This window comes from Legionella jamestowniensis (assembly GCF_001467745.1).
GTDB classification, from domain to species: domain Bacteria; phylum Pseudomonadota; class Gammaproteobacteria; order Legionellales; family Legionellaceae; genus Tatlockia; species Tatlockia jamestowniensis.
In genome coordinates this window covers 2,002,493-2,026,649 of the sequence record NZ_LNYG01000013.1, presented here as the reverse complement: position 1 = coordinate 2,026,649, position 24,157 = coordinate 2,002,493, and the positions used below count along the sequence as shown (strand labels likewise).

Below are 24,157 nucleotides of genomic sequence, written 5' to 3'. Positions count from 1 at the left end.
TGCTTAACTCCGACCCTACTATGAATCGAAGCATAGGTTCAGCCCACATTATTAAAATTCATCCCCATAGTTTTTACTGAATCTTCGCTAAATCCAGTTAGAACACGCAATGATTTAATATCTTCTTCTATTTCTGGTATTTCGCTTAACGTGGCTACTGTGGTAAAAAAATGACGGACATTATAATCGGCTTGAAATTGTTTTAACGCTTTTGCAAATTCGATATATTCTTTGGGTACTGAAAAAAGGTTAGAACTTAACTGTGTTGGTTGTGCATCGTATTTTTTAATTTTTGTCGTGAGGGTATTATTAAAGCTCTTTTCAAATGCACGTAATGCATCAGTGAAGGGTTGAGAAATTTCCTGGTATTGGGTATCAGCTCCCATCGCACTTAAATCAATGTCTGCATAGTCCAGTTCTTGTAGTCCTAGTCTTGCGCATCGGTAAGCATGATCTATAACCGCATTATTTTTAGAAATTTGAATCTGGTTCGCAATTATATAGTCCGTACGAAAAATTGCTTCTTTATGCTGCGCGATACGCTCTTTACTACTATAAGCATCCAAACGATTGGGGTTAAATTCCATTGCCCATTTAATAGAATGCGCAAGAAATAAGAAATTCATTAATAAGTAATTGGTACGACAATTTACATCATGGAAGAGGTGTAATATTTCCAACTCATGGACCAAATTATCAGTAACCTCAATGATTTCGTTTGCACCATTCGCCTTTTGTATGATGTTATTAAAATGAGCGATCGCTTCATCTGCCCATTTTTCAGCCAAATCTCGTTTAGGGGTAAATAAATAAATCTCTTTACCTTCTTGGATGAGTTGAAAAATTTTTTTTGCCAAAGCTTCTAATTCCAGATCGTTATAATCATGGATATTGACCGTGGTTGACTCTACACCACCCGCACTTGCCAAAGCATGGGCTCTGGAATGAAAAAGATCATAATGAAATTCCTCTTTAGGGGAGCTTTTTATAAAACGATGGGATAAATCACCGTAATAATAAGATAAGTTAGCCCAAAAATTAGCCTTGTTTACCTTTTCATGAGGGACGAAATCTTCCAAAAATTTTTTAACTATCAATTCTATATCGCTTGGAGGAATATCTTTTTTCTTTTGAATAATTTCATCGATGACTTTCTTTTCCAATTCCCTTAATACTATTAGTAAATCTGGGGTAGACTCTTCTTTGTCAGAAGATTTCTTCTGCAATATTTCGGTTCTTATTAACCAGGATAATGTAAAACAAAAATCAGAAATGATGTGACTGCGGTTAAAATATCCTATTCTGAATCCATCAGCTTGATTATCAGCTTTAATTCGCTGTAACAATTCCTTTAGACCAGCTACCGTTACAGCATCTGCGTGCAGTGGAAAGGTATTGTAATCATCTCTAATAACACCTCTTCTGTCATCTGTGGAATTATAATAGACACTCTCACTTAGCACACCATGTAACGATTTTATCTCCTGGAAGGTTACAGTTTTCGTTTTTTGATATCTCGTCAGAAAATCACCAAGTAGGGCCATACCCTGGAACAGATCATATACACAGCCTTTCCCTTTCGATTCTCTCGCATTGTATTGGCGCCAATTTTCAAAATTAAGAAAGAATTGATGATCGATAAATAACAAGAAATGGATATCTCTTGGAATATTGCTTAGGTACAGTAATGGGGGTTCATTTAACAGTAATTTAGTCTCATCATTTGGATTAAAATTAAAAGCAGCCACCTGTAAAGCTTCTCTATTTTGTAGAGATAACTGGTTGCAAGGTAGCAAAAAACCTTTGACCAAAATCGCTTTAACCAGGGTTGACAGTTCTTTTTCCTTCTCTTCTTTGGAAGATAATGACAAAATTTTTTCACAAAACTTTCTTAATTCCGTTTTCTTTAGCTGAGCCTCATCCTCTACTTCTATTTCGATAATCCCAGAAACAGAGAAACGGTTTTTCAAGACATGTTTTTTAGGGTTTTTGGCCTTTTCCCAGGAATGGTAAAGCTGTAAGTCATCATAGGTAATTGCCTTTTGTAACTCCTCTGCAATATGATGGGCACCCTTGTTTAAATATAAAGCCAGATTAGGGATAATGACATACCGTTTTGGCATAAAATAACCTTCTTTGAATCTTTTAAAAAGTATAGTTGTTATTAGTAGCTATGATTCAAATAGATGAGTCCCTTACAGCCGCAAGCAATCAGTGCATGCAAATCAATGAATGGCTATTTTATTTCTTAATAAGATCTATTCCTCGCATGTAAGGCCTTAAAGCGTCAGGAATATGAATATTCCCATTTTTATCCTGATAGTTTTCCAAAATAGCTACCAATGTCCGTCCAATTGCCAGCCCCGAACCGTTTAGCGTATGAACTAATTCAATATCACGCGTTACCGGATGTCTGTAGCGCGCTTTCATGCGTCTAGCCTGGAATGCCTCCATATTGGAGCACGATGAGATTTCCCGATAAGTATTCTGGCTTGGAAGCCATACTTCAAGATCATAGGTCTTTGCAGAACCTGCGCCCATATCACCAGTACATAAACTAACAACGCGGTAAGGTAAATTTAAACGTTGCAAAATAACTTCTGCATGTTTTGTCAACTGTTCAAGTGCTTCGTAAGAAGATTCAGGGGTAGTAATCCAGACCAGTTCAACTTTTTCAAACTGATGTTGCCTTATCATTCCTTTAGTATCTTTACCATAGGAACCTGCTTCACTGCGAAAACAGGGAGAATGACAGACATACCTTACAGGAAGGGCATCAAGGTTTAAGATAGTATCGCGAACCGTATTGGTTACAGGGATTTCTGCCGTAGAAGTAAGATAATAGTTCTCATCACCTTTTAATTTGAATAAATCAGTCTCGAATTTGGGTAATTGCCCTGTTCCCAATAAACTGTCTGCATTTACTATATAAGGTACATAGATTTCCTGATATCCATGTTCTTCTGTATGAATATCTAACATAAATTGAATAAGGGCACGGTGCAATCTCGCTATTTGTGCCTTCATTACCACAAAACGGCTACCGGTAATTTTTGCAGCTAACGCGAAATCCATTTGTCCAAGAGCTTCTCCCAACTCATCATGGGATTGTATGGCAAAATCTAAAGAAGGTAGGGTGCCCCAACGACGAATTTCTTGATTATTCTGTTCGTCTTTACCCTCAGGCACGGAAGGATGCGGTATATTGGGAAGACTGAGTACTATTTCTTCTAATTTATGTAAAACTTGGTCAAGCTCAGTTTTTGTGTTTTCAAGCTCCACCCCAAGTTGATTGACTTCTTGTCTCATAGCGTCAATGTCTTCACCACGAGCTTTTGCCTGCCCTATGGCCTTAGACCGTTGATTGCGTTCGTTCTGCAGGGATTGAGTAGCAACTTGTAATGTTTTTCTACGCTCTTCAAGTACGGTAAATGCTTCTACATCAAAGTGAAAACCACGCTTAGAAAGCTGTTTAGCAACCCATTGTGGTTTATCACGTAATAATTGAGAATCTAACATAACCCACCTTATATTTCAGACAATGGCATTCTTAGATAGGAAGTTTGTTGAGTAGCAGCTTACCAAAATAAATGCCCATAAAAACCATTACCAGAGCGCCAACATTATTAAACACTACATTGCCTAATGCAGCTAAAAAATTACCTTTTTGATATAACATCCAGGTTTCCCAAGAAAAGCTGGAAAACGTCGTATAAGCCCCCAAGAAGCCGACGACCAAAAATAACCGCCAATATTCGGCAGCAACTACACGTTCCAAAAGGACTAGCATGATAAAGCCTGCCAAAAAAGAACCGATACAATTAACCGCCAAAGTCCCATAAGGGTAGTTATACCCTAGAAACTTTTGTAGAAATACTACGGTACCAAAACGGCTTACAGCGCCCATTGCTCCACCAACTGCAATAGCAAAGAGTGCCTGTATCATGATTAGCGTACAACTCCTCTCGCTGATTGATTTAACGCATCAATCATTGGAAGTACTTCTGGACAATCTGGTTGCATCATTTCTAATTCAGCAACAGCTTGTTGCACAGTTAATCCTTTACGAAAAATAATTTTATAGGCACGACGCAAATGATCAATTGTCGTAGAAGAAAAGCCACGGCGTCGAAGTCCAACGGTGTTAATACCACATGCAGAAGTGGCGTGACCAGCAATCATCACATAAGGTAATACATCCTTGCTGACATAAGTAGCTCTTGCAATAAATGCATAGGCGCCGACATGGCAAAACTGATGAACAGCTGCATAAGCACCGATGGTTGCATAATCGCTAATCGTTACATGACCAGACAAAGCAGCATGATTGACCATAATAATGTTATTCCCCACAATGCAATCATGTCCTATGTGCGTGTAGGCCATTAAATAGTTCTCGCTACCTATTTTTGTCACACCTCCGCCTTTTACTGTACCACGACTAATCATGCAGTATTCGCGAATAATATTGTTATTCCCTATTTCCAAACGGGTAGGCTCCCCTTTATAGGTAATGTCCTGGGGTTCATCACCAAGAGAAGTAAATTGAAAAATTTTATTGTTCTTGCCGATAACCGTCGGGCCTTGAATAACTACATAAGGTCCAATCCAGGTGTCTTCGCCAATTTCTACATCAGCACCTATAATGCTGCCAGCCCCTACAGAAACCCCTTTTGCCAATTTCGCTGAAGGGTGAATTATTGCTCGTTCATCTATCACTTTTAACTTCCTTCGCTGCACTCAACAAATCCGCGGAGCAGGCTAACTTATCACCGACAAATGCCTCTCCACTCATGCGCCAAAAATCTCTTTTTTGCCCTATTAGTTTCACTTCCAAACGTAATTGATCACCAGGTGTCACGACCTGCTTAAATTTAACTTTATCAATACCGGCAAAAAAGTATAAAAATTCATGCCCTTCTTTGGGAGTTCTGGATAAGCTGGACAAAATCCCTCCTGCCTGAGCCAAAGCTTCAAGCATCAATACACCAGGCATAATAGGATTGCCGGGAAAATGTCCAGTAAAGAAGGGTTCGTTAATTGTCACATTTTTAATACCAATTAAATATTCAAACGTCTTATATTCCATTACCCGATCAATAAGGATAAATGGATAACGGTGTGGCAATAAGTCGAGAATTTTAGCTATGTTAATGACTTCATTCATGCGCTATCTCACTAATTCTTTTTTAAATGCTATCTTTATGACTGTCTGTCCACGATCTTTCTTTCTCAAGATTAATAAGTCGAGTAATATAATCGTCAAGTCGTCGGAAGCGAGCAGCATTACGCCGCCATTGGCTATGCTCGCAGACCATCGTACCTGATGAATAGACTCCCGGCTTTGTTAGAGATTTATTCACCGTCGACATTCCAGTTATCACAATATCATCCGCTAAATGCACGTAGGGGGCAATACAACTGGCGCCTCCAACTATACAGTGTTCTCCCAACTGCGCATATGCACCAATAACAGCGCATCCAGCAACAGCTGAATTTGCGCCAATGATAACATCATGTGCAATCATGACCAAATTATCAATATGAACACCGCTAGCGATGAAGGTATCCCCAAGACTACCTCTTGTAACAACGGTATTTGCACCAAGACGTACCTCATCAGCCAAAAGGACACCACCTACTGCAGGCCCTACATGCCAACATCCCTGTTCTTTATGACTATTAAAAGGGGCTGCACCAACAATTACCCCGCTTTCAATGACAGTCCGATTTCCAATTTTAACGCCATGCAACAAAGAAACACCATGATGAATAATGGTGTGTGCACCCACAGTAACTCTGTTTTCCAGCACACAATTAGCGCCGATGAAAACACTGTCCCCCAGAATTACTTCGGGCCCAATAACCGTATTTTCACCTATTGATACTTCTTTACCGATGGTTGCATCCGGAGACACGATGGCAGTCGGATGCACGCCTTTATAAAAATTCATTTTCGGAATAAATAAAGCAGCAGCCATGGCCATGCTCGATAAAGGATCAGGAACAACGATAGCATTTCCACGACAATAGGGTAAAAAAGTCTCTGTAACCAGCACTCCCCCAGCCTGTGTGTTGTCTAATGACTCCATAAGAGTGGGGTGATTAAAATAAGATAAATCCGTTTGACTAGCCAGGCTTAAGGAAGCAACGCCCTGGATGGGTTTGCAGGCATCGCCATGTAAAACGCCATCCAGATGTTGGGCCAATGCGGCAAGACTATAATGACTCACGAAAAATTAGTTAATTTCTTTCATAACACTTTCAGTAATATCCAATTTAGAAACACTGAAAGGAGTAGCATCTTTCTGCAGAATTAAGTCGTATTTTTCTGCCTCAGCCACTTTGTTGATAGCTTTGCGAATTTTGCTGTAGAGCTCTTCCATTGCTTCATTATGTGCTGTACTCAACTCTTGCTGATATTGCTGCCCTTCTCTTTCAAACGTTTGTTGTGTGGCAATGATTTTTTTCTCCATTTCTTTTTTCTGAGCTTGGCTCATTACTGCACTTTCACGTTTGAATTTTTCCATGTCTTTCTTTAAACTTTCTTCCATCGCTACAAGCTTATCACGACGTGGTTTAAAATCTTTTTCCAGCTTTTGTTGAATTGCTTTCATCTGGCTCGATGTTTGCATAATCTTTTGCAAATCAACCACGCCAATTTTAGCAGCATCTGCGAATGCATTAGCAGTAGAAAACACCAACGCAAAAGCAACTAAAAACCCACTCACACGCTTCATCGTTAATCTCCTAATTAAAAGTCTCAGATGCTAGCACAATTCAACGTAGGTTGCGATAACTATAACTAAGTATTTCTTTACGTCAATGCTCATTAGTTGACTTAATTGTTCTATTTATAATATCACTGACATACAAACCATAATCAAATTAATAAGCGTGCAGGCTTATACTAAGAACATCAACAAGCAGCGTAAGAAAATTTATTACGCTGCGTCTAATTAGAAACCAGAGGACAAAGTAAACTGGAAGACCTGTTGATCATCCCATGGCTGTCTGTTTAGTGGCTTGGCAAGACTGAAAGCCAAGGGACCAAAAGGTGAACGCCATTCAACACCAATACCCGCCGAATAGCGTAACGGGCCCTCGCCAAAGCCACTCAAATAAGAAGGGGTACCCCTTATAAAGACGTTACCGGCATCAGCAAAAATGGTTGTTCTTACTGTATCTCGACTCAGTGGATAAGGTAAAACAATTCCTGCACTGCCGTTGACTAAAAAGTTTGCTCCTAACGCATTACCCCTGCTGTCACGGGGGCCTAAAGAGTAGCTTTGATAACCTCTAACCTGCCCTGGAGATGCAATACCCCCTGCATAATAGTTTTCAAAGAAAGGTAATCCTTCATTATTGAAGGTATTTCCATAACCCAGGTTACCCAATATTGTAAAAATAAACCCTTTAAAAAGTGGTTGATATAAATGGGCTTGATAATTAGCCTTGTAATAAGATAAAGAATTAGATGAGGCAGGTAGGGCTACCAGAACACTTGCCTGTTGATTTAAACCTCGCGTTGGAAAGGGGATTTGATCATAACTATTGCGATTCCAACCTGTGAATAAACGAATTTCATGGAAATCACGGCCATGTTGATTCACAAAGTTCTGAATTTGTGTGACTGCTCCTACAGATTTTATGCGTAAATCCTGGTATCCATAGCCAAATTGAAAGCTACTTTTTTCTGAAAGTAGCATGTTGTAATTCACATCAAAACCAAATTGATCGGATGAATAAGCTGAAATATCCAGCTTTTTCGGATCCACAGTGCGATAGTAAAGATTAATACCTCGTCCAATCCCTGTATTTGTATAGAAGGGATTGTAATAATTTAATGAATAATCTTGCCCCCAGTAGCTGGCATTAAATCCAACCCCAATAGAGCGGCCTGTCCCCATAAAATTATGTTGATTAAACGCTGCATTAAACTGTGGTCCATTTGTACCGTAACCAAGTGATGCAGTAGCCTCCGCCGAAGGAGCTTCCTCAATCTCAACGTCTAAATCGACCTGGTTGTTAGTTCCTGGTACGGGTGTTGTTTTAATGTTGACATTTTTTAAATAACCCAAAAGTCTTAACTGTCGTTCAGATTCCTTGATATTGTGGAGCGACAATACACTACCTTCATCCTGGCGAATCACATTTCGCATTACATAATCTGCTGTTTTAACATTTCCGCGGAAATTAATTCGTCGTACATAAACATGACGACCAGGCTCAATAATAAAGGTAATAAATACTGTTTTATTGTTTTCATCAATACGCGGCTCAGCATTTATGGCAGGAAACCCATAGCCAATGTCCCCTAAAGCCAAACCAATGGCAGAAATACTTTCGGTAACTTTTTTACGCGAAAACACATCTCCCTGTTTCACCTGGACTAAGGAGTCAATTTTTTCTCGGGATAATATAGTTTTACCTACGACTGTATAGCCAGCAAAGCGATATTGTGGGCCTTCATCAATATGAATATTGATAAAGACATCTTTTTTATCAGGCGATAATAGTACCTGTGAAGAAACAATATTAAATTTCAGATAACCACGGTCAAGGTAAAAAGAACGCAGCGCTTCCAAAGAAGCATCCATTGCTGATTTCGAATACTGATCTTTTTTCGTAAAATAAGTAAATATACCGCTTTCGGATAAAGACATTTCCGGCATCAATTCACTTTTAGTAAAATCATGATTGCCGATAAATTTAATTTCTTTAATACGAGAAACACGTCCCTCAGAAATAGTGATAGTAATAGCCACACGATTTTCAGTCAGCGAAGCAACACTTGTTTCAATCCGCGCATTGTATTTACCACGGGCATTATAAGCCTGTTTTAACTCTTTCTCTAAACGCTCAAGTGAAGAACGTTGAAAAACCCGTCCCTTCACTAGTCCCATCTGCTTCAGCAATTCTTTGAGCTTATCACTGGGTATTTCTTTGTTACCTACAGTAGTAATCGAACCGATAGTTGCTCGCTCGACGACGTTTACAATTAACGTATTTCCTTGACGCTCAAGGGATACAGATTGAAAGAAACCCGTGTCATATAAAGCCCGGATAATTTGGGCGGTAGAAGCAGAATTAACCTCTTCACCGACTTGAACGGGCAAGTAATTTAATACTGTACCTGTGCTAACGCGTTGTAAACCTGTAACTTTGATGTCACGTACAATAAATCCTTCTGCGGCCTGCACATGTATCGACCAAGTTAACATTGACGCACAACAAATACCCAAAACAATTTTTTTACTGACTTTATTCATTATTATTTTACGTCCAGGACTACAGAACTAATTCTGGAATAATTTCCAGAGACAATATAATTTGTCACCCCTTTTATAGGAACTGACTGAGCGTGTCAAGAAAATCCCTCTTTTGAAATTTGGTTCAGAGTAAGCAATACCATCCCAATTTAAGTGTATTTTTACAACTATTTAAGTAAAATCAAAACACTATTTGTTAACTAATTAATCTCGACAAATCATTGCTTAATGCCAAAATTGTTAAGGCAACCAAGAATACCAGCCCCAAATAAATGCCAAAAGATCTTATCTCTTCAGAGAGAGGCCTTCCACGCACAATTTCAATTAAATAATATAATAAATGTCCACCATCCAGCATTGGTATAGGCAGTAAATTTAAAACACCTAAACTAATACTCACTATGGCTAAAAAGGACAGATAGTAGGCTAAACCACTGCGGGCAGACTCCCCCGCGCCTTGCGCTATTCCTACAGGGCCGCTAATGCTTTTAATACCTAGTTTCCCCGTGGCGAAGCGCCCAATGAGCGAAAAGGTAGCCCCTGTAAGTTCAACTGTCTGGACAAAAGCAGTCCCCAGCGCTTCTAACGGGCCCTCACGCTCTACACGAAGCCACTGAGAAGGCCAATCCACTTTTTGTGAGCGAACGCCTAGAAAGCCTTCTTTGCTGTTATTAACATCTTTTGCCCCTGTACGAATAAAAAAATCATGCATTTTTCCTTGTCTAAGGACAGATAAGCTTAGCGCGGTGTTGGGGTGCTCCCTTACATAACTTACTAAATCAAGCCAATCATTCAAAGGCTTATTATTTAATTTTTTAACTATATCCCCGGGTTGCAAACCCACTATACCCGCCGGCGAACCCTCCACCACCTCACCAATAATAGGAGGAATAGTAGGAATAAAGGGCACTATGCCCAAACTGCCCAAAGGATCTGGATTTTTTGCATCAAGCTTCCAACTATCCAGTGGTAAAACCAGAGAGGTATATTTCCCATCCCCCAATGATTTAACAGTGATATTAATCGCTTCGTTGCTACCAATAAGCGGCATGAGGGCAAATTGAAAATCCCGCCAACTGTCAATTTCTTTATCATTTAACATCACAATTTCTTGCTTGGACTTAAGCCCTGCCATTGCAGCAATGCTGTTAGGTTTTACTTCTTCAATCATGGGCGCCAAAGAATGTATCCCAATCACCAAAACTAGCCAAAGTGCTAAAAAAGCAAGTAAAAAATTAAAGAATGGCCCAGCCACTACAATAGCAATACGTGCCCAAACTGATTTATTGTTAAAGGCAAGATGTCGCTCGCTGGCCGGCACCTCTCCTTCCGACTCATCAAGCATTTTTACGTACCCACCCAAAGGAAAGAGTGACCACGCATATTCTGTACCTTGTTTGTCGTGCCAACGAGCCAGAACCTTACCAAAGCCAAATGAAAAGCGTAATACTTTTACACCGCAAAGGCGCGCTACTATAAAATGGCCATATTCATGCACAGTGATTAGCACTAACAAGGCAAGAAAAAAATAAAATAAGGTTGCAATCATATTTATTGTCCAGGGGCTAATAAACGTAAACTCCAATAAAATAAGGGAGAGGCAGCAATTAAACTGTCCAGGCGATCCAGGACTCCCCCATGGCCAGGTAATAAATGACCCGTATCTTTCAGTTTAGCCCTTCTTTTAAGAATACTAATAAACAAATCGCCCAATATTGAAATTAATGCCGTTGCCGCTGCGATCCCAAACCAAACTAATCTTTTTTGCGGCTGAAAATAAAAATATGCAATCAGGGCAATTAGTAACGCTAATATAAATCCACCCAGGGAACCTTCGATAGTCTTTCCAGGACTTACAGCAGGTATTAGCTTATGGCGTCCCCACTGCTTGCCAGCCAAGTACGCCCCAATGTCTGCCGCCCAAATTAATAATAAAAGATATAAAATTAAAGCCTTGCCTTGTTCCTGGGCATGAATATTTATCAAGCTTTGTGCAAATAAAGGTAAAACCAGCAGACCTGCAAGTGCCACCACCAAAGGATGCCCCCAGATTGCTTCAGATGCAGGGAAAGAAATTACTGCCACTAAAATCAAGAACCAAACAATAAATCCTGCGAATAGCCAACTGTTAAACGCAAACTGAGATACCCAGGCTAAGAGGAATATGATTCCTATAAAAGCAAATTTAAGCACCACCTGCTTGAGGGGGATTAACTGCAACCACTCAACAGCACATCCCAAAAGCAGCAATGTTATCATGCTGGCGAATAGCAAGTTTGTCGCATAGTAAAGCGCAAGAAGAACCAGCGGTACTAAAATTAAAGTAGTGATAAGACGTTGTCTAAACATGTTTTGCCTTATTGATTTGCTGAGAAATTTTACCGTAACGACGCTCACGCTGACTAAAATTTGCTAATGCTTTTTTAAATTCCTCTGCTGTAAAGTCTGGCCAATGAGTCTCTGTAAAATACAGCTCCGTATAAGCCAACTGCCAAAGGAAAAAATTACTTATCCGTTGTTCTCCGCTTGTTCGTATAAACAAATCAGGCTCAGGTAAACCATGGGTACTAAGGGTTTCGCTTATCACACCTTCATTAATGGCTTCAATCTTTAATTCCCCAGTGGCTACCCGTGTAGCAATTGCTTTTGTGGCTTGTACAATATCCCATTTGCCACCATAGTTAACTACCACATTCAGAATTAATCGCTTGTTACCCACTGTTAGATTTTCTGCTACTTGCATTTGCTTTTGTAATTCTACTGATAATCCTGCTCTATCCCCAGTAAAACGTAAACAAATACCATGCTGATGAAGTTCTTGCACCTCACGACCCAGCGCATCAATGAAAAGTCTCATAAGAAATTCAACTTCTGTCTCTGGTCTAGACCAATTCTCACTGCTAAAAGCAAATAAACTTAAAACAGGTATTTGATGTTGTAAGCAACACCGGATAACTGTTTTGACAGCTTCAGCCCCGGCGCGATGCCCCTCAACCCTTAACAACCCACGATTTTGTGCCCAACGTCCGTTACCATCCATAATAATGGCAACATGTTGAGGTATTCTCTCATTCAACCCATTCACCCAACATTCAAAATGGCTGATAGTCTAACTGCTTTAGAGCAAAATATTAAGTACTGTATTACAGAGGCTTGGCCTAGACTAGTCGTGTTTAATATTAAACAGAACAAATCCTACGTTATTTCTATTGCAACTAAACAAGACTTTGCCTCGATCTAATCAAGTAAACTTCTAGGAAATATTTAAAAGCAGTATATAATTCTGCTTTTAAATGATGAGATTTTTGTAATGCAAAAAAGGATACCACTCGTCTTAATTATTCTTGACGGCTGGGGCTATCGAGAAGAAATACCTCATAATGCTATAGCCTTGGCAGATACCCCGCAGTGGGATAAGTGGTGGTCTGCCTATCCTCATATATTACTCGATGCCTCAGGACATGAGGTTGGTTTACCTGATGAACAAATGGGAAATTCCGAAGTTGGCCATATGCATATTGGTGCAGGGCGTATTATTCCCCAGGATTTTACGCGTATTAATAATGCCATCAAAAATGGGGGGTTCGCTAGCAACGAAGCCTTTCATAACGTCATACAAGACACTCAGCAACAAGACAAACACTTGCATGTTATGGGGTTGCTCTCGCCTGGCGGAGTACATAGCCATGAAGCGCATTTATTCGCTTTTTTAGCGTTATGCCATCAATATAGTTTCAACAAAGTATGTTTGCATCTTTTCTTGGATGGCAGGGATACGCCACCGCAAAGTGCCTTACAGAGTATTGCACGCCTTAATAACCAATTGGAGCAATATCCCGTTGGGAAAATATGCTCCCTCACAGGGCGATACTTCGCCATGGACCGCGATCAACGCTGGGAAAGAAGTGCTCTTGCCTATCGCCTACTCACCGAAGGTCAAAGTAATTTTCAGTTTTCAACGGCAGAAGCGGCTATTCAACATTTTTATTTAGAAAATAAATTTGATGAATTTATCCCCCCAACCATTATTGGTAATCCTAGCCCTGTTGAAGACGGCGATTCAATATTCTTCTTTAATTTTCGAGCAGACAGGGCGCGACAATTAACGCATGCCTTTATTAGTGAAACGTTTGACGGTTTCTTACGTGCCCGGCAACCGAACCTGGCTCACTTTATTACCATGACCCGTTATGCCAAAAATTTGCCAACCGAATGTGCTTTCCCCCCTCTAATACTTAATCACACATTCGGCGAATTGGTTGCAGCAGCAGGTTTAAGCCAATTGCGAATTGCCGAAACTGAAAAATATGCTCATGTCACTTTTTTCTTTAACGGTGGTTCAGAACATGCGTTTGAAAATGAGGATAGAATTCTAATCCCCTCTCCTCAAGTAGCCACGTATGATTTACTACCAGAAATGAGTGCACCCGAACTTACCCATGCCTTGGTCGACGCCATACACAGTGATGCCTACGATGTAATTATTTGCAATTATGCTAATGCTGACATGGTGGGGCACTCCGGTGATTTTAAAGCAACAATAAAGGCGATTGAATGTTTAGATCGTTGTCTGCACGATGTGGGAAAAGCTGTAGCCGAGAAAGGAGGCGCTTTGTTAATTACAGCAGATCATGGGAATGCAGAAGCTATGTTTGACGAAACGACGCAGCAGGCCCATACGGCGCATACGTGCCAGCCTGTCCCACTCCTTTTTGTTGGAGAAAACTGGCATTTTAACCGTCAGCAAGGCAGCTTAATTGATATTGCGCCCACCATGCTAACATTGTTAGATCTTGAAATACCTGTTGAGATGACTGGGGAAGTTTTATTGGTGGAAAATGAATGACTTTACAGATTAAAACTTCTGCAGTGTTACGCTGCGTACTCTTTCTTTTTTTAATTAATTCTGCTTGGTCCGAAAGTGCTGCCATTGTGCAAACGAAAACCAAATTAAAAAAATTAGACAGCCAAATTCATAAGTTAAAACAAACATTAGCCTCTGCTAACGACAGACGTGGGGTGCTAAACCAAGAACTTGCAGCCACAGAAAAGCAAATTGGCGAAGGAATACGGCAGTTACGCACCATTCAAAATGATATGACATCCAAGCAACAAAAAATTGTCATGTTACAGCAGCATCTTAATGAGTTGAATAAGCAATTGGCCGTGCAACAACAATTACTAGCCACTCATGTGAAAACACGCTACAAAATGGGTCAATATGAACCACTTAAATGGATAATAAATCAAGATGAGCCTTATGCAATCAGTCGTTTATTGACCTTTTATCAATACCTAATCCAGTCACGTCAAAAGATTATTGATCAGATAGATAACACCAAACGCAACATTACTCTCAATCAGGATTCACTAAAGACAGAGCTTACAGAACAACAACAGTTACAAAATAAACTAAATAGCCACCAACAACAGCTTGAGCATACAAAACATTACCATACAGCCGTCATTCAATCACTTAATAATGAAATTCAAACCCAACAACATATGCTTGAGGAATATGAACGTAACAAAGATAACCTTACCAACCTGCTAAAAACTCTTGCTTTACAAAGCGTGATGCAAGCCAAAAAGCCATTTACTCAAATGCGGCATAAACTACCAAGACCAGTGCCAGGAAGTCGCAATGCTTTCCAAAAAATGAATCAAGGAGTGACATTTTTTGCCGCAGAAGGAACACCTGTTACTGCCGTTTATCCGGGTAAAATTGTTTTTAGTGATTGGTTAAACGGATATGGATTACTCTTAATTATTGACCATGGACAAGGGTTTATGACGCTTTATGCTCACAATCAATCGCTGTTTAAATCGAAAGGTAGTAGTGTCTTGCAAGGGGAAGCTATTGCCGCGGTAGGCCATAGCGGCGGACTTAAACAAAACGGGCTATACTTCGAAGTAAGACACCGTGGTAAAGCGGTTCCACCGCTTGAATGGTTGTTTTAGAGGCTGTTAATAAATTCTGTAGACCGAGCCAAAGTTCAGATTGGAGTGTAAGTATTTATCTACCAAGACCAGGACGCCCCGTTAAATATCAATAAGGTTTAAGGATAGCGAATTTATTACCCAAGCTCTAATTGCCCTTGGCATCTATATTGCTATATATACTTATACCCGGAGCTGGCCGCTTGTTGCGCGCCAAACTACCAAGGAGAAACAGTATGCACAACAAACGGTTTTATTATAAAGCAGTCATCGCTTTAGTCACAACCGCTTTTGTTTTACCGACACCGGCGTTTACTGCAGCTCAAATGAATAATACGACTGAAGAGACAGCGACACGCAAAATACCGATGGAAGACGTACAACGTTTTTCCAATGCCATTGGGCAAATTAAAAAATATTACGTCAAGCCTGTGGACGATAAAGAATTGTTTGATAATGCGATAAGAGGGATGCTAAATGGTTTGGATCCCCACTCCACCTACCTCGATGAAGATGCTTTTAAAGAATTACAAATGTCAACCAGTGGTGAATTTGGCGGCTTAGGCATTGAAGTGACTATGGAAGAGGGTGTCGTAAAAGTAGTAACCCCCTTAGTGGATACACCTGCGTTTAAAGCGGGTATTAAAGCGGGTGATTATATTATTAAATTGGGTAATCGTTCCGTCCAAGGGATTACTTTGAAAGAAGCCGTCGATCTGATGCGTGGAAAAGAAGGCACCACCCTTGATTTAACTATCTTGCGGAAAGGAGAAAATAAACCACTTACTTTTTCTGTGGTACGTGAAAAAATTCTCATTAAAAGCGTTAAAAGTAAACTGCTTGATGATGGATACGGATATATACGCTTAACCCAATTCCAAGCCATGACAGGTGAAGATATGGAAAAAGCCATTGCCCAACTTAAGCAGGAATCTGGAGGGAAGTTAAAAGGGCTTATTCTGGATTTGCGCAATAACCCAGGGGGTTTATTGGACTCAGCAATTCAGGTTTCTGATGCTTTCCTTGACTCAGGAAAAAATGGTAAATCTGACTTAATAGTTTATACCCAAGGACGTTTACCCGGCTCTAAATTCACAGCCTTGGCGAACCCTGGTGATATTCTTGATAATGCACCGCTTGTTGTTTTAATCAACAATGGTTCTGCTTCTGCTTCTGAAATTGTGGCTGGCGCATTAAAAGACAACAAGCGAGCCATAATTCTTGGCACTCAAAGCTTTGGAAAAGGGTCTGTACAGACCGTATTACCACTGGATGAAAAACGCGGCATCAAATTGACCACTGCTTTATATTACACTCCAGCTGGCACCTCAATACAGGCTAAAGGTATTACTCCAGATATCGTCGTTGAAGAAATTTCTGTGCCTAAAGCTGATAAAAATAAAGCAGAGGCATTTGCAGGGTTTAGCGAGGCCGATTTGAATGGTCATCTGCTTAATAAGAGTGAAGGTGTTGAACAAAAAAATACAGTAACCTCTAAAAATGATGAAACACTGCTGCATGAGGATTACCAACTGTATGCAGCATTGACTATCCTGAAAGGTTTAGCTGTCGCCAAACGTTAATTCACTTCCCAATGAGACTCAGGGGCTATTGTATAGCCCCTACCCTGCTTCCCGCATATGTTATTTTTTTATACTCCCTGTGTAAGATATTAGGTGCTTTTTAGCATTTATGAGATAATTGAAACCTACTTGTTTTGTTCATTGAATTATGCGTTTTTTTAAAATTTTATTTCTTGGCTTTTTTCTAATTAATCAATCCTTTAGTTTTGCTAATAATATCCACAATCACTTTGATACGATTAAAAACGATCCAAATGCCTTGTATGCCTTTCTTAAAGCCATGCCTAAAGGTGGTGAATTGCACTACCATCTCGCGGGCGGAGCTTATCCTGAAACCATGTTGTCTGTCGTTGCCAAAGGCAATTATTGTTTAAGTAAAAATACATTTAACCTCACTAAAATCGTTGAGGATTGCCAAGGTATTCCCATTCAGGAAGTGATAAACCGACCTAATTTTTATGAAAAGACCATTGAAGCCTGGTCTATGAAAAACTTTCAACCCCTTCAGGAATCAGGTCACGACCATTTTTTTAATAGTTTTTATAAATTCATCCCTGTAATCACTAACCATAGCCCAGAACTTCTTACTGAAATCATGCAACGAGCGGCCAATCAACATGAACAATATATGGAAGTCATGATTTTGCCGGACAATGCTAATTCCACAGGATTTGCTGATCCAAACCTTTTAAGTGGGTCCTTTATCCAAGCGAAAACAAAATTACTGGCAAACCCAGATTTTCAAAACAATATACGCTTTACGGTGAATGAGACCTCTGCTCTTTTGCAAAAAACAAAAAAACTTTTAAATTGCGATAAGCAACCTGAGCAAGACGCTTGTCAGTTGACTGTAAAATTTCAATATTTTGTGTTGCGTGAACAGCCTTTGGAAAAAGTTTTTGCCCAAGCCTTAAATGGCTTTGCTGCCGCTTCACAGTCCAATGAAATTGTTGCTGTTAATTTGGTACAACCAGAAGATGGTTTGATTTCCCTGCGTGATTATCATCAACAAATGAAAGTCTTTGCATTTTTACGGCAAGCCTATCCAAACGTGCATGTAAGCTTGCATGCGGGTGAATTGGAACCGGGGGCTGTAGTCCCTGACGTTTTAAATTCCCATATTACTGAAGCAATCAATATTGCGCATGCAGAACGAATTGGTCATGGCACCGCTATTGCGTACGAAAATAATGTCTCACAACTCCTCAAACAAATGGCTAAACAGCAAATTGCGGTTGAAGTTAATTTAACCAGTAATCAAAAAATTCTTAATATCCAAGGCAAGCAACATCCTTTACGCTATTATTTAACAAATAATGTACCGGTTGTCCTATCAACGGATGATGAAGGAATATTGCGCACTGATTTGACCCGAGAGTACGTGAAGGCTGTCATGGATCATAATCTTAGTTACACGGAATTAAAACAAATAAACCGTAATGCACTAACTTATAGTTTTCTACCTGGCCAAAATTTTTGGCTTGATGCTGCAAGCGCCAAACCTGTAAAGGAATGTGAACATTTACATAGTCTACAGTGCCTAAAATTTATTAAAACCAGTGAAAAAGCCACTTTGCAATGGCGACTGGAAGAAAAATTAGCTCAATTTGAAAAAAAGTACTCAACGTAGTTAACATTCTTTGAACAAAAATCTGTTCTGGATTGCTTCACTTTGCTCCTAATGACATACGTCATGTCGAACGTAGTGAGACATCTCCTGATACAAAGAAGATCCCTCACTACGTTCGGGATGACGGTCGTCTTTTTTGATGTTTGCCACAGTGGTTGGGATACTCAGGATGGAGGTGTTAAATTTTAATTTAGACGGGTATGCCCCCCTATTCTTAATAGTTGGGTGCTTTATAAAAATCTTTCTCTGACAAAGATTCTTCAGGGACTTTGGGAAATAATCGATTACCAAGCTCCACTAATTGTGTTTGAATATAGGACACCAAACGCCATGAGGACATAATTGATAAATGGCCATGCCGATCTAGCACCAATTTGGAGGCAGGGTGTTTTTCAACATACTTATCAACACAGGCAGCAGCGGGCGCAACAATCGCATCCTCTTCTGCGCCAATAAAATGATAGTCGTTCTTACTGTTGCTAACGGCCTCATTGAGCTGCTCCAGTAGTTTCGACTTCACTTCCATTTGAGAGACCGAGGTAGAAAACATGGATATTGGCTTCATCGCCCAATCCGAACCCTTATAAGGCGCACAGATGGAAAATAAAGAATGAACAGCGACACCCCAATGGGCAGCAAGATATTCTGCTGCTCGTGAAATGATGAGTCCCCCTCTGGAATGCCCCATAAAAATGACATGTTCGTGTTCGTTGGCACGTATTTTCTTCATCAATTCGCGTGCAAAAAACTTAATACCCTTTCCTTGATATCGCTGTTCAAAAGAAACCAAATGTATAGTAGAGATATAATCGGGGAGCCCTTTCTCCAATAGGCGTTCAATTATTCTCGCAAAGGATCCTGGTTGATCGGCTGTGCCATGAACGCAATAAATTGCAATGCCTTTGCGAAGTGAAGGATCATCCGTATCAGGCGCTTTGAAATGAGGATTGTGGTAAACAATATCCCCTGACATAAGCGTTTTAAGCCAATAGTAAGTATGGCTGACTGTACCGGTAGTACTGACTGGTTGGGTATTTTGAAACCAGCGCCAAAAAGAAGAAAACATTTTATTCCCTGTAATTTTTCGTTTACTCAATGATTGAACAATTAAGCTAGAAATGCAACTTCAATAATTGCAATGCCGCCATGCGCCAATAAGATTAAATATTGATCAGATTGCGTTTTTTGTGATTTTATTATATGATTTTTCCCTTTTATAATACAGGATCAAAAATGTCTACGGAATTATCAATAGGGTACCTAACAGGCTCAGCAAAGGTAACTAGGAATTATCTCTTTACTGATGACATAATTTGGCGAAATCCCCGTACAACAAGACAAATGTTCTTTCAGCCTTATGAATCTAAAAAAGAATTCATTTATTGCGCACGCCACACTTTTCAACCGATGGCGATTCTAGGATTGGCAATATTAAATCCTTACGTACTAGTAATTGTTCCCATTATTATGGGTGGTTTATCTGCTGTATTTGCAGCTTTAGGTGGAATTAGTAAGTTATATGGTAATGAAAGTGCAGCATCGTTTTATTTAGATACGGCAGATTTTCTGATTAAAGATCTATGCCAAGCAATCATCGATCTGGTCGTTTTACCAGTATCAGCGGTTGCGATGCTAACGCGAGGAATCGCCACTGGAGTGCAAGCAGTAGGAATCACTGGAAAACATACTGCCCCTAAGGAAGAATTCCCTCCGTTTGAAGCACTTTCACCGTCTAATGCCTAAATCATCTTTACTTAATGGTTGTTTAAGCTCATCTTAAACAACCATTAAGTAAATCTCTTATTGCCTATGAGTTTCTAATATCAAATTAGTTTATAAGTAGTTTGGGAGCTTTTGGACCCCAACGTAAATCCTGAGACTCCATATTGGGTCAAAAATGACCCAACCTAGACAAAATCATCCACACATGGTTACGGCTTGCCACGCGAAAACCAACGTTAAGCATTGACTACACTGCGAATGGATCGCGCAGAATAATGGTAGAATCTCTTTCTGGGCCTGTTGACAGCATATCGACAGGAACTTCAAGCAACTCTTCAATGCGTTTGATATAGGCAATTGCATTCGCAGGCAGCTGTTTTACATCTGTAACATCAGCCGTTGATTCAGACCAACCGGGCATTTCTTCATATACAGGTGCAAGACCTTCAAAATCCTCAGCAGCTTGGGGTGGGCGAGATAACATATTCCCATTGATATCACGATAAGCAACGGCGATTTTTACAGTATCCAATCCATCCAGCACATCCAGTTTTGTCAGGCATAAACCGGTGATGCTATTAAGTTCAATGGAGCGACGTAACAATACAGCGTCAAACCAACCACAACGACGCGGACGACCAGTGACTGCACCAAACTCATTACCGCGCGTCGCTAGTCCTTTACCAATTTCATCATACAATTCTGTCGGGAAAGGCCCACCGCCAACTCGCGTCGTATAGGCTTTGGTAATGCCTAGAATATAGTCTAGATAGCGTGGTCCAAAGCCAGCACCATTCACTACACTGCCTACACAAGTATTCGATGACGTGACAAAAGGATAGGTTCCATGATCAATATCCAGATAAACACCTTGAGCACCTTCGAATAAAATAGAATCACCTTTTTGACGATGCTCATGTAAACAAGTAGTGACATCGCAAATCATATCGCGTAATTCTTTTGCCCAAACTTTAGCATCATCCAATAAGGGAGCTATTTCTACTTCGGGTTGGTTGTAATAGTTTTTCAAGACAAAATTATGGTATTGCAACAATTCAGCAAGTTTCGTGGCAAAACGCTCATGATCCAGTAAATCTTTTACCTTCAGCGCTCTTCTTGCAATTTTATCTTCATAAGCAGGACCAATGCCTCGGCCAGTGGTGCCAATCGCTGCCGTACCTTTTAAGCTTTCACGTGCTTTGTCTAAAGCAATATGGTAAGGCAATATTAAAGGACAAGCTTGACTAATCCGCAATCGGTTACGAACCTGAATGCCTTTACTTTCCAGTTCTTTGATTTCATCCAACAATGCTTGTGGTGATAAAACCACGCCATTGCCGATGTAACATTGAACATGTGGACGCAACATTCCCGATGGAATCAGACGCAATACTGTTTTTTCACCTTTGATTTTGAGGGTATGCCCCGCATTATGCCCCCCCTGGTAACGAACAACCACCTGAGCGTCGTGAGTAAGCAAATCAACAATTTTACCCTTACCTTCGTCGCCCCACTGTGTTCCAATAACTACAACATTTTTACCCATAATGGACTCTTTACTCTGCAAATTGATGAACGATGGTGAGAAGAATAACTCCTACCAGCATGCTAAATAACCCGGTTATACGCAATACTTTTTCATCCTGTCCAATAATTTTGCGCAATAATTCCTTCCATTTCACGGGCGAAGTAAATGGCATTAAACCCTCAAACACGAGCACTAACGCAAATGCGGAGAGGAAATTAATGATCACAAACAGCCTCCAATAAAAAAGGGTTAAGCATGCTTAACCCAATTTGACAAAATTGACGATTATATCAGTTTTTTCCGTTAGTACCATTCCCTTTGCGTCCCGCATTTTTAAAGTAGTCAAAAAAAGCGCTGCTTTGATCAAGGATCAGAATGTCACGCTTACTATTAAAACTTCCTTCATAAGCTTTCAAACTACGATAAAATGCAAAAAAATCCTGATTTTTACTAAATGCCTCGGCATAAATTTTAGCAGCTTCCGCTTGACCGCGAGCGCGCATTTTGTGTCCATCACTCTGTGCCTGTGCCAATAAAATGGTGACTTTGGCATCAGCAGCAGCTCTGATTGCCTCTGCAACAGCATTACCGTCAGCGCGATGGCTGTTAGCGATTCTTTGCATATTAGCCCGCATTAGCTGAAAAATATTATTGCTGGTATTTTCAGGTAATTCGATCCCTTTAATACGCACATCAACAATCTGAATTCCCAAGTGGCCGGCTTGTTGCTCTGCTTTTTCGCGTAAAATTTCGGTCAGATCCTCACGGCCGCCTGATATGTCTGAAATAGTACGCTTACCAAATTCAGCACGCAGGAAAGTATTGAGCTGTTGCTCAAGCAAAGTCTCGGCCTTAAATTCATTACCGCCTGTCGATTTGTAATATTGCGCAAGATCCGCAATTCGCCATTTGACATAGTAATCAGCAATTACATCTTTCTTTTCTTTAGTAACAATACGAGACGATTTGATATCCAAAGTCTGTATACGGGTATCAAAAATGCGTACATTTTCAATAAATGGCGTTTTAATATGCAAGCCGGGGCCTAAAATTTTTACTGCTTGGGTCTTATTATCAATAACCAAACGGCCTAACCGCAGTAAAATGCCATGTTGTCCCTGGGTAATTGTAAAAACACTTGCAAGTATCACCAATAAAATAGCAAACGCAAGAATGCCTAGGGTCGTTTTTGCTGCACTCATTCATCTCTCCCTTGCTGATAAGTTCGTCTACCTATATTACGACTGGTAACTATCGTGCTTTCAGCCTGTTCATCTTCAGCACTCGATTTTTTAGTGCCTGCTGATTCCGTATTCATCAATGCCGGGTCAAGGCTGGCATTGGCTAATTTATCTAACGGTAAGTAAAGGAGATTTCCTGATTTACCATCGACAATAATTTTACTACTTGTACTGAGTACTTGTTGCATCATCTCTAGATACATTCGCTCTGAAGTAACACCTGGTGCTTGCGTATATTCAGGCAATAAAGCCAAAAATTCTGCTACATCCCCTTTAGCCCGCAAAATTACCTGCTGGGCATACGCCTGCGCCTCTTCCAGAATACGTTTAGCGTTTCCTTCAGCAATAGGTACTACCTTGGCTTGATAGGCCAAAGCCTGTTCTTTGAAACGTTTCTCATCTTCCCGAGCCTTGATAGCATCATCAAAGGCATCCTGCACATTTTCTGGGGCACGTGCCGGCTGGGGAGATACGTTCACCACAACAATACCTGTTTTGTATTGATTTAAAATTTTTACTAAGGTGTCATGAACACTATTTCCCCACGCTTCACGTCCTTCGGTGATAATTTGATCAAAGGTTGTTGTGCCCACTACTTGCCTTAAAGCACTGGAAGTAGCTTGTTGAAGACTTTCTTGAGGGTCAGCAACATTGAATAGATATTCTTCCAAGTCACCAATACGGTATTGAACAACAACAGACACTGCAACAAGATTTTCATCTTTTGTTAACATCTGGGCAGAATAGGAATAATCAGAAACCCGATCGACATTTTGCACAATCTTGGTTGAAATAATACGCGGAATCCAATGGGGACCCGGCCCAACAGTTTCTACGTATTTGCCAAAACGAAGAATAGCAGCTTGCTCTGCAGGATCAACAATAAAAATACCCGCCAAAGCCCATAAAATGAAAACAATTAAAGCAGCTAACAAAGCCAGCATGCCCCCGCTGCTTTTATTCGCAGGAGAGCCACCTTCAGGTTGTTTGGAACCTCCAAAAAAAGTTTTCTTCAGTTTTTCTTGAAAACGCTTTAAAGCCTCATCCAAATCCGGTGGTTGATTTTTACCACTCCATGGATCTTTGCCTTTATCTGGCTCATTCCAACCCATCAATCTCTCCGTTTACAGAAAAGTAGAATTTTATGGGGTATACTCGCTTTAAGCAAGCAAACCACGCTATCAATCTGTCAGAAAGAATTCTAACCTTGTTCAAAAGAAGCGTAGTTGTTAAAACATCTA

The 24,157-nt window shown here is 40.2% G+C and carries 21 protein-coding genes; 5 read left to right on the top strand and 16 right to left on the bottom strand.

What is annotated here, in order from left to right; translation table 11 throughout:
- Positions 1–38 precede the first annotated feature (38 nt).
- From Ljam_RS13345 to uppS, 11 genes are all read right to left on the bottom strand, one after another.
- Positions 39–2,123, bottom strand: a complete 2,085-nt coding sequence (locus Ljam_RS13345; protein WP_058450484.1) for a hypothetical protein — start codon at positions 2,121–2,123, stop codon at positions 39–41.
- A gap of 118 nt (positions 2,124–2,241) precedes the next feature.
- Positions 2,242–3,519, bottom strand: coding sequence for a serine--tRNA ligase (gene serS, locus Ljam_RS13340; RefSeq protein WP_058450483.1), 1,278 nt, complete (start codon positions 3,517–3,519; stop codon positions 2,242–2,244).
- A gap of 31 nt (positions 3,520–3,550) precedes the next feature.
- Entirely contained in the window at positions 3,551–3,946 is a 396-nt protein-coding gene (crcB, locus tag Ljam_RS13335; RefSeq protein ID WP_058450482.1) for a fluoride efflux transporter CrcB, read from the bottom strand.
- A gap of 2 nt (positions 3,947–3,948) precedes the next feature.
- Positions 3,949–4,719 carry an acyl-ACP--UDP-N-acetylglucosamine O-acyltransferase gene (gene lpxA / locus Ljam_RS13330; protein WP_058450481.1) on the bottom strand — a complete coding sequence of 257 codons (771 nt, stop codon included), beginning with the start codon at positions 4,717–4,719 and terminating at the stop codon, positions 3,949–3,951.
- Complete coding sequence (gene fabZ, locus Ljam_RS13325; protein WP_058450480.1) at positions 4,709–5,167, bottom strand: 3-hydroxyacyl-ACP dehydratase FabZ; 459 nt, start codon at positions 5,165–5,167, stop codon at positions 4,709–4,711. Before fabZ ends, lpxA begins: the two co-directional genes overlap by 11 nt.
- A gap of 22 nt (positions 5,168–5,189) precedes the next feature.
- The gene (gene lpxD / locus Ljam_RS13320) at positions 5,190–6,233 is read right to left on the bottom strand and encodes a UDP-3-O-(3-hydroxymyristoyl)glucosamine N-acyltransferase (protein WP_058450479.1); all 1,044 of its coding nucleotides are present in this window, start codon (positions 6,231–6,233) and stop codon (positions 5,190–5,192) included.
- Positions 6,234–6,239: 6 nt separating this feature from the next.
- Positions 6,240–6,740, bottom strand: coding sequence for an OmpH/Skp family outer membrane protein (locus tag Ljam_RS13315; RefSeq protein WP_058450478.1), 501 nt, complete (start codon positions 6,738–6,740; stop codon positions 6,240–6,242).
- Positions 6,741–6,959: 219 nt separating this feature from the next.
- Positions 6,960–9,272, bottom strand: a complete 2,313-nt coding sequence (gene bamA / locus Ljam_RS13310) for an outer membrane protein assembly factor BamA (RefSeq protein WP_058450477.1) — start codon at positions 9,270–9,272, stop codon at positions 6,960–6,962.
- A 196-nt stretch (positions 9,273–9,468) separates the two neighbouring features.
- Positions 9,469–10,821, bottom strand: coding sequence for an RIP metalloprotease RseP (gene rseP / locus Ljam_RS13305; protein WP_058450476.1), 1,353 nt, complete (start codon positions 10,819–10,821; stop codon positions 9,469–9,471).
- Positions 10,822–10,823: 2 nt separating this feature from the next.
- Positions 10,824–11,621 carry a phosphatidate cytidylyltransferase gene (locus Ljam_RS13300; RefSeq protein WP_058450475.1) on the bottom strand — a complete coding sequence of 266 codons (798 nt, stop codon included), beginning with the start codon at positions 11,619–11,621 and terminating at the stop codon, positions 10,824–10,826.
- On the bottom strand, positions 11,614–12,348 hold the full coding sequence (uppS, locus tag Ljam_RS13295) for a polyprenyl diphosphate synthase (protein ID WP_058450834.1): 735 nt from the start codon (positions 12,346–12,348) through the stop codon (positions 11,614–11,616). Before uppS ends, Ljam_RS13300 begins: the two co-directional genes overlap by 8 nt.
- 234 nt (positions 12,349–12,582) lie before the next feature.
- Between uppS and gpmI the strand changes: the two genes are divergently transcribed.
- From gpmI to Ljam_RS13275, 4 genes are all read left to right on the top strand, one after another.
- Entirely contained in the window at positions 12,583–14,118 is a 1,536-nt protein-coding gene (gpmI, locus tag Ljam_RS13290) for a 2,3-bisphosphoglycerate-independent phosphoglycerate mutase (RefSeq protein WP_058450474.1), read from the top strand.
- Positions 14,115–15,233, top strand: coding sequence for a murein hydrolase activator EnvC family protein (locus Ljam_RS13285; RefSeq protein ID WP_058450473.1), 1,119 nt, complete (start codon positions 14,115–14,117; stop codon positions 15,231–15,233). Before gpmI ends, Ljam_RS13285 begins: the two co-directional genes overlap by 4 nt.
- A gap of 215 nt (positions 15,234–15,448) precedes the next feature.
- The gene (locus Ljam_RS13280; RefSeq protein ID WP_058450472.1) at positions 15,449–16,795 is read left to right on the top strand and encodes a S41 family peptidase; all 1,347 of its coding nucleotides are present in this window, start codon (positions 15,449–15,451) and stop codon (positions 16,793–16,795) included.
- 148 nt (positions 16,796–16,943) lie between these two features.
- Complete coding sequence (locus tag Ljam_RS13275; protein ID WP_058450471.1) at positions 16,944–18,425, top strand: adenosine deaminase family protein; 1,482 nt, start codon at positions 16,944–16,946, stop codon at positions 18,423–18,425.
- A 214-nt stretch (positions 18,426–18,639) separates the two neighbouring features.
- On the opposite strand, the gene Ljam_RS13270 is transcribed toward Ljam_RS13275, so the two are convergent.
- Entirely contained in the window at positions 18,640–19,491 is an 852-nt protein-coding gene (locus Ljam_RS13270) for an alpha/beta hydrolase (protein WP_058450470.1), read from the bottom strand.
- A gap of 167 nt (positions 19,492–19,658) precedes the next feature.
- Here Ljam_RS13270 and Ljam_RS13265 point away from each other — a divergent pair, with 167 nt between their 5' ends.
- A complete protein-coding gene (locus tag Ljam_RS13265; protein ID WP_058450469.1) occupies positions 19,659–20,168 on the top strand; it encodes a hypothetical protein in 510 nt (169 codons plus the stop codon).
- Positions 20,169–20,394: 226 nt separating this feature from the next.
- Here Ljam_RS13265 and Ljam_RS13260 read toward each other — a convergent pair whose 3' ends face one another.
- From Ljam_RS13260 to hflK, 4 genes are all read right to left on the bottom strand, one after another.
- Positions 20,395–21,693: an adenylosuccinate synthase gene (locus Ljam_RS13260; RefSeq protein ID WP_058450468.1), complete on the bottom strand. Its 1,299-nt coding sequence runs from the start codon at positions 21,691–21,693 to the stop codon at positions 20,395–20,397.
- Between the two features lie 10 nt (positions 21,694–21,703).
- Complete coding sequence (locus Ljam_RS13255) at positions 21,704–21,901, bottom strand: DUF2065 domain-containing protein (RefSeq protein WP_058450467.1); 198 nt, start codon at positions 21,899–21,901, stop codon at positions 21,704–21,706.
- Positions 21,902–21,965: 64 nt separating this feature from the next.
- Entirely contained in the window at positions 21,966–22,877 is a 912-nt protein-coding gene (gene hflC / locus Ljam_RS13250; RefSeq protein WP_058450466.1) for a protease modulator HflC, read from the bottom strand.
- Positions 22,874–24,028, bottom strand: a complete 1,155-nt coding sequence (gene hflK / locus Ljam_RS13245) for an FtsH protease activity modulator HflK (RefSeq protein WP_058450465.1) — start codon at positions 24,026–24,028, stop codon at positions 22,874–22,876. The genes hflC and hflK overlap by 4 nt, the downstream gene beginning before the upstream one ends.
- Between the last annotated feature and the right edge of the window lie 129 nt (positions 24,029–24,157).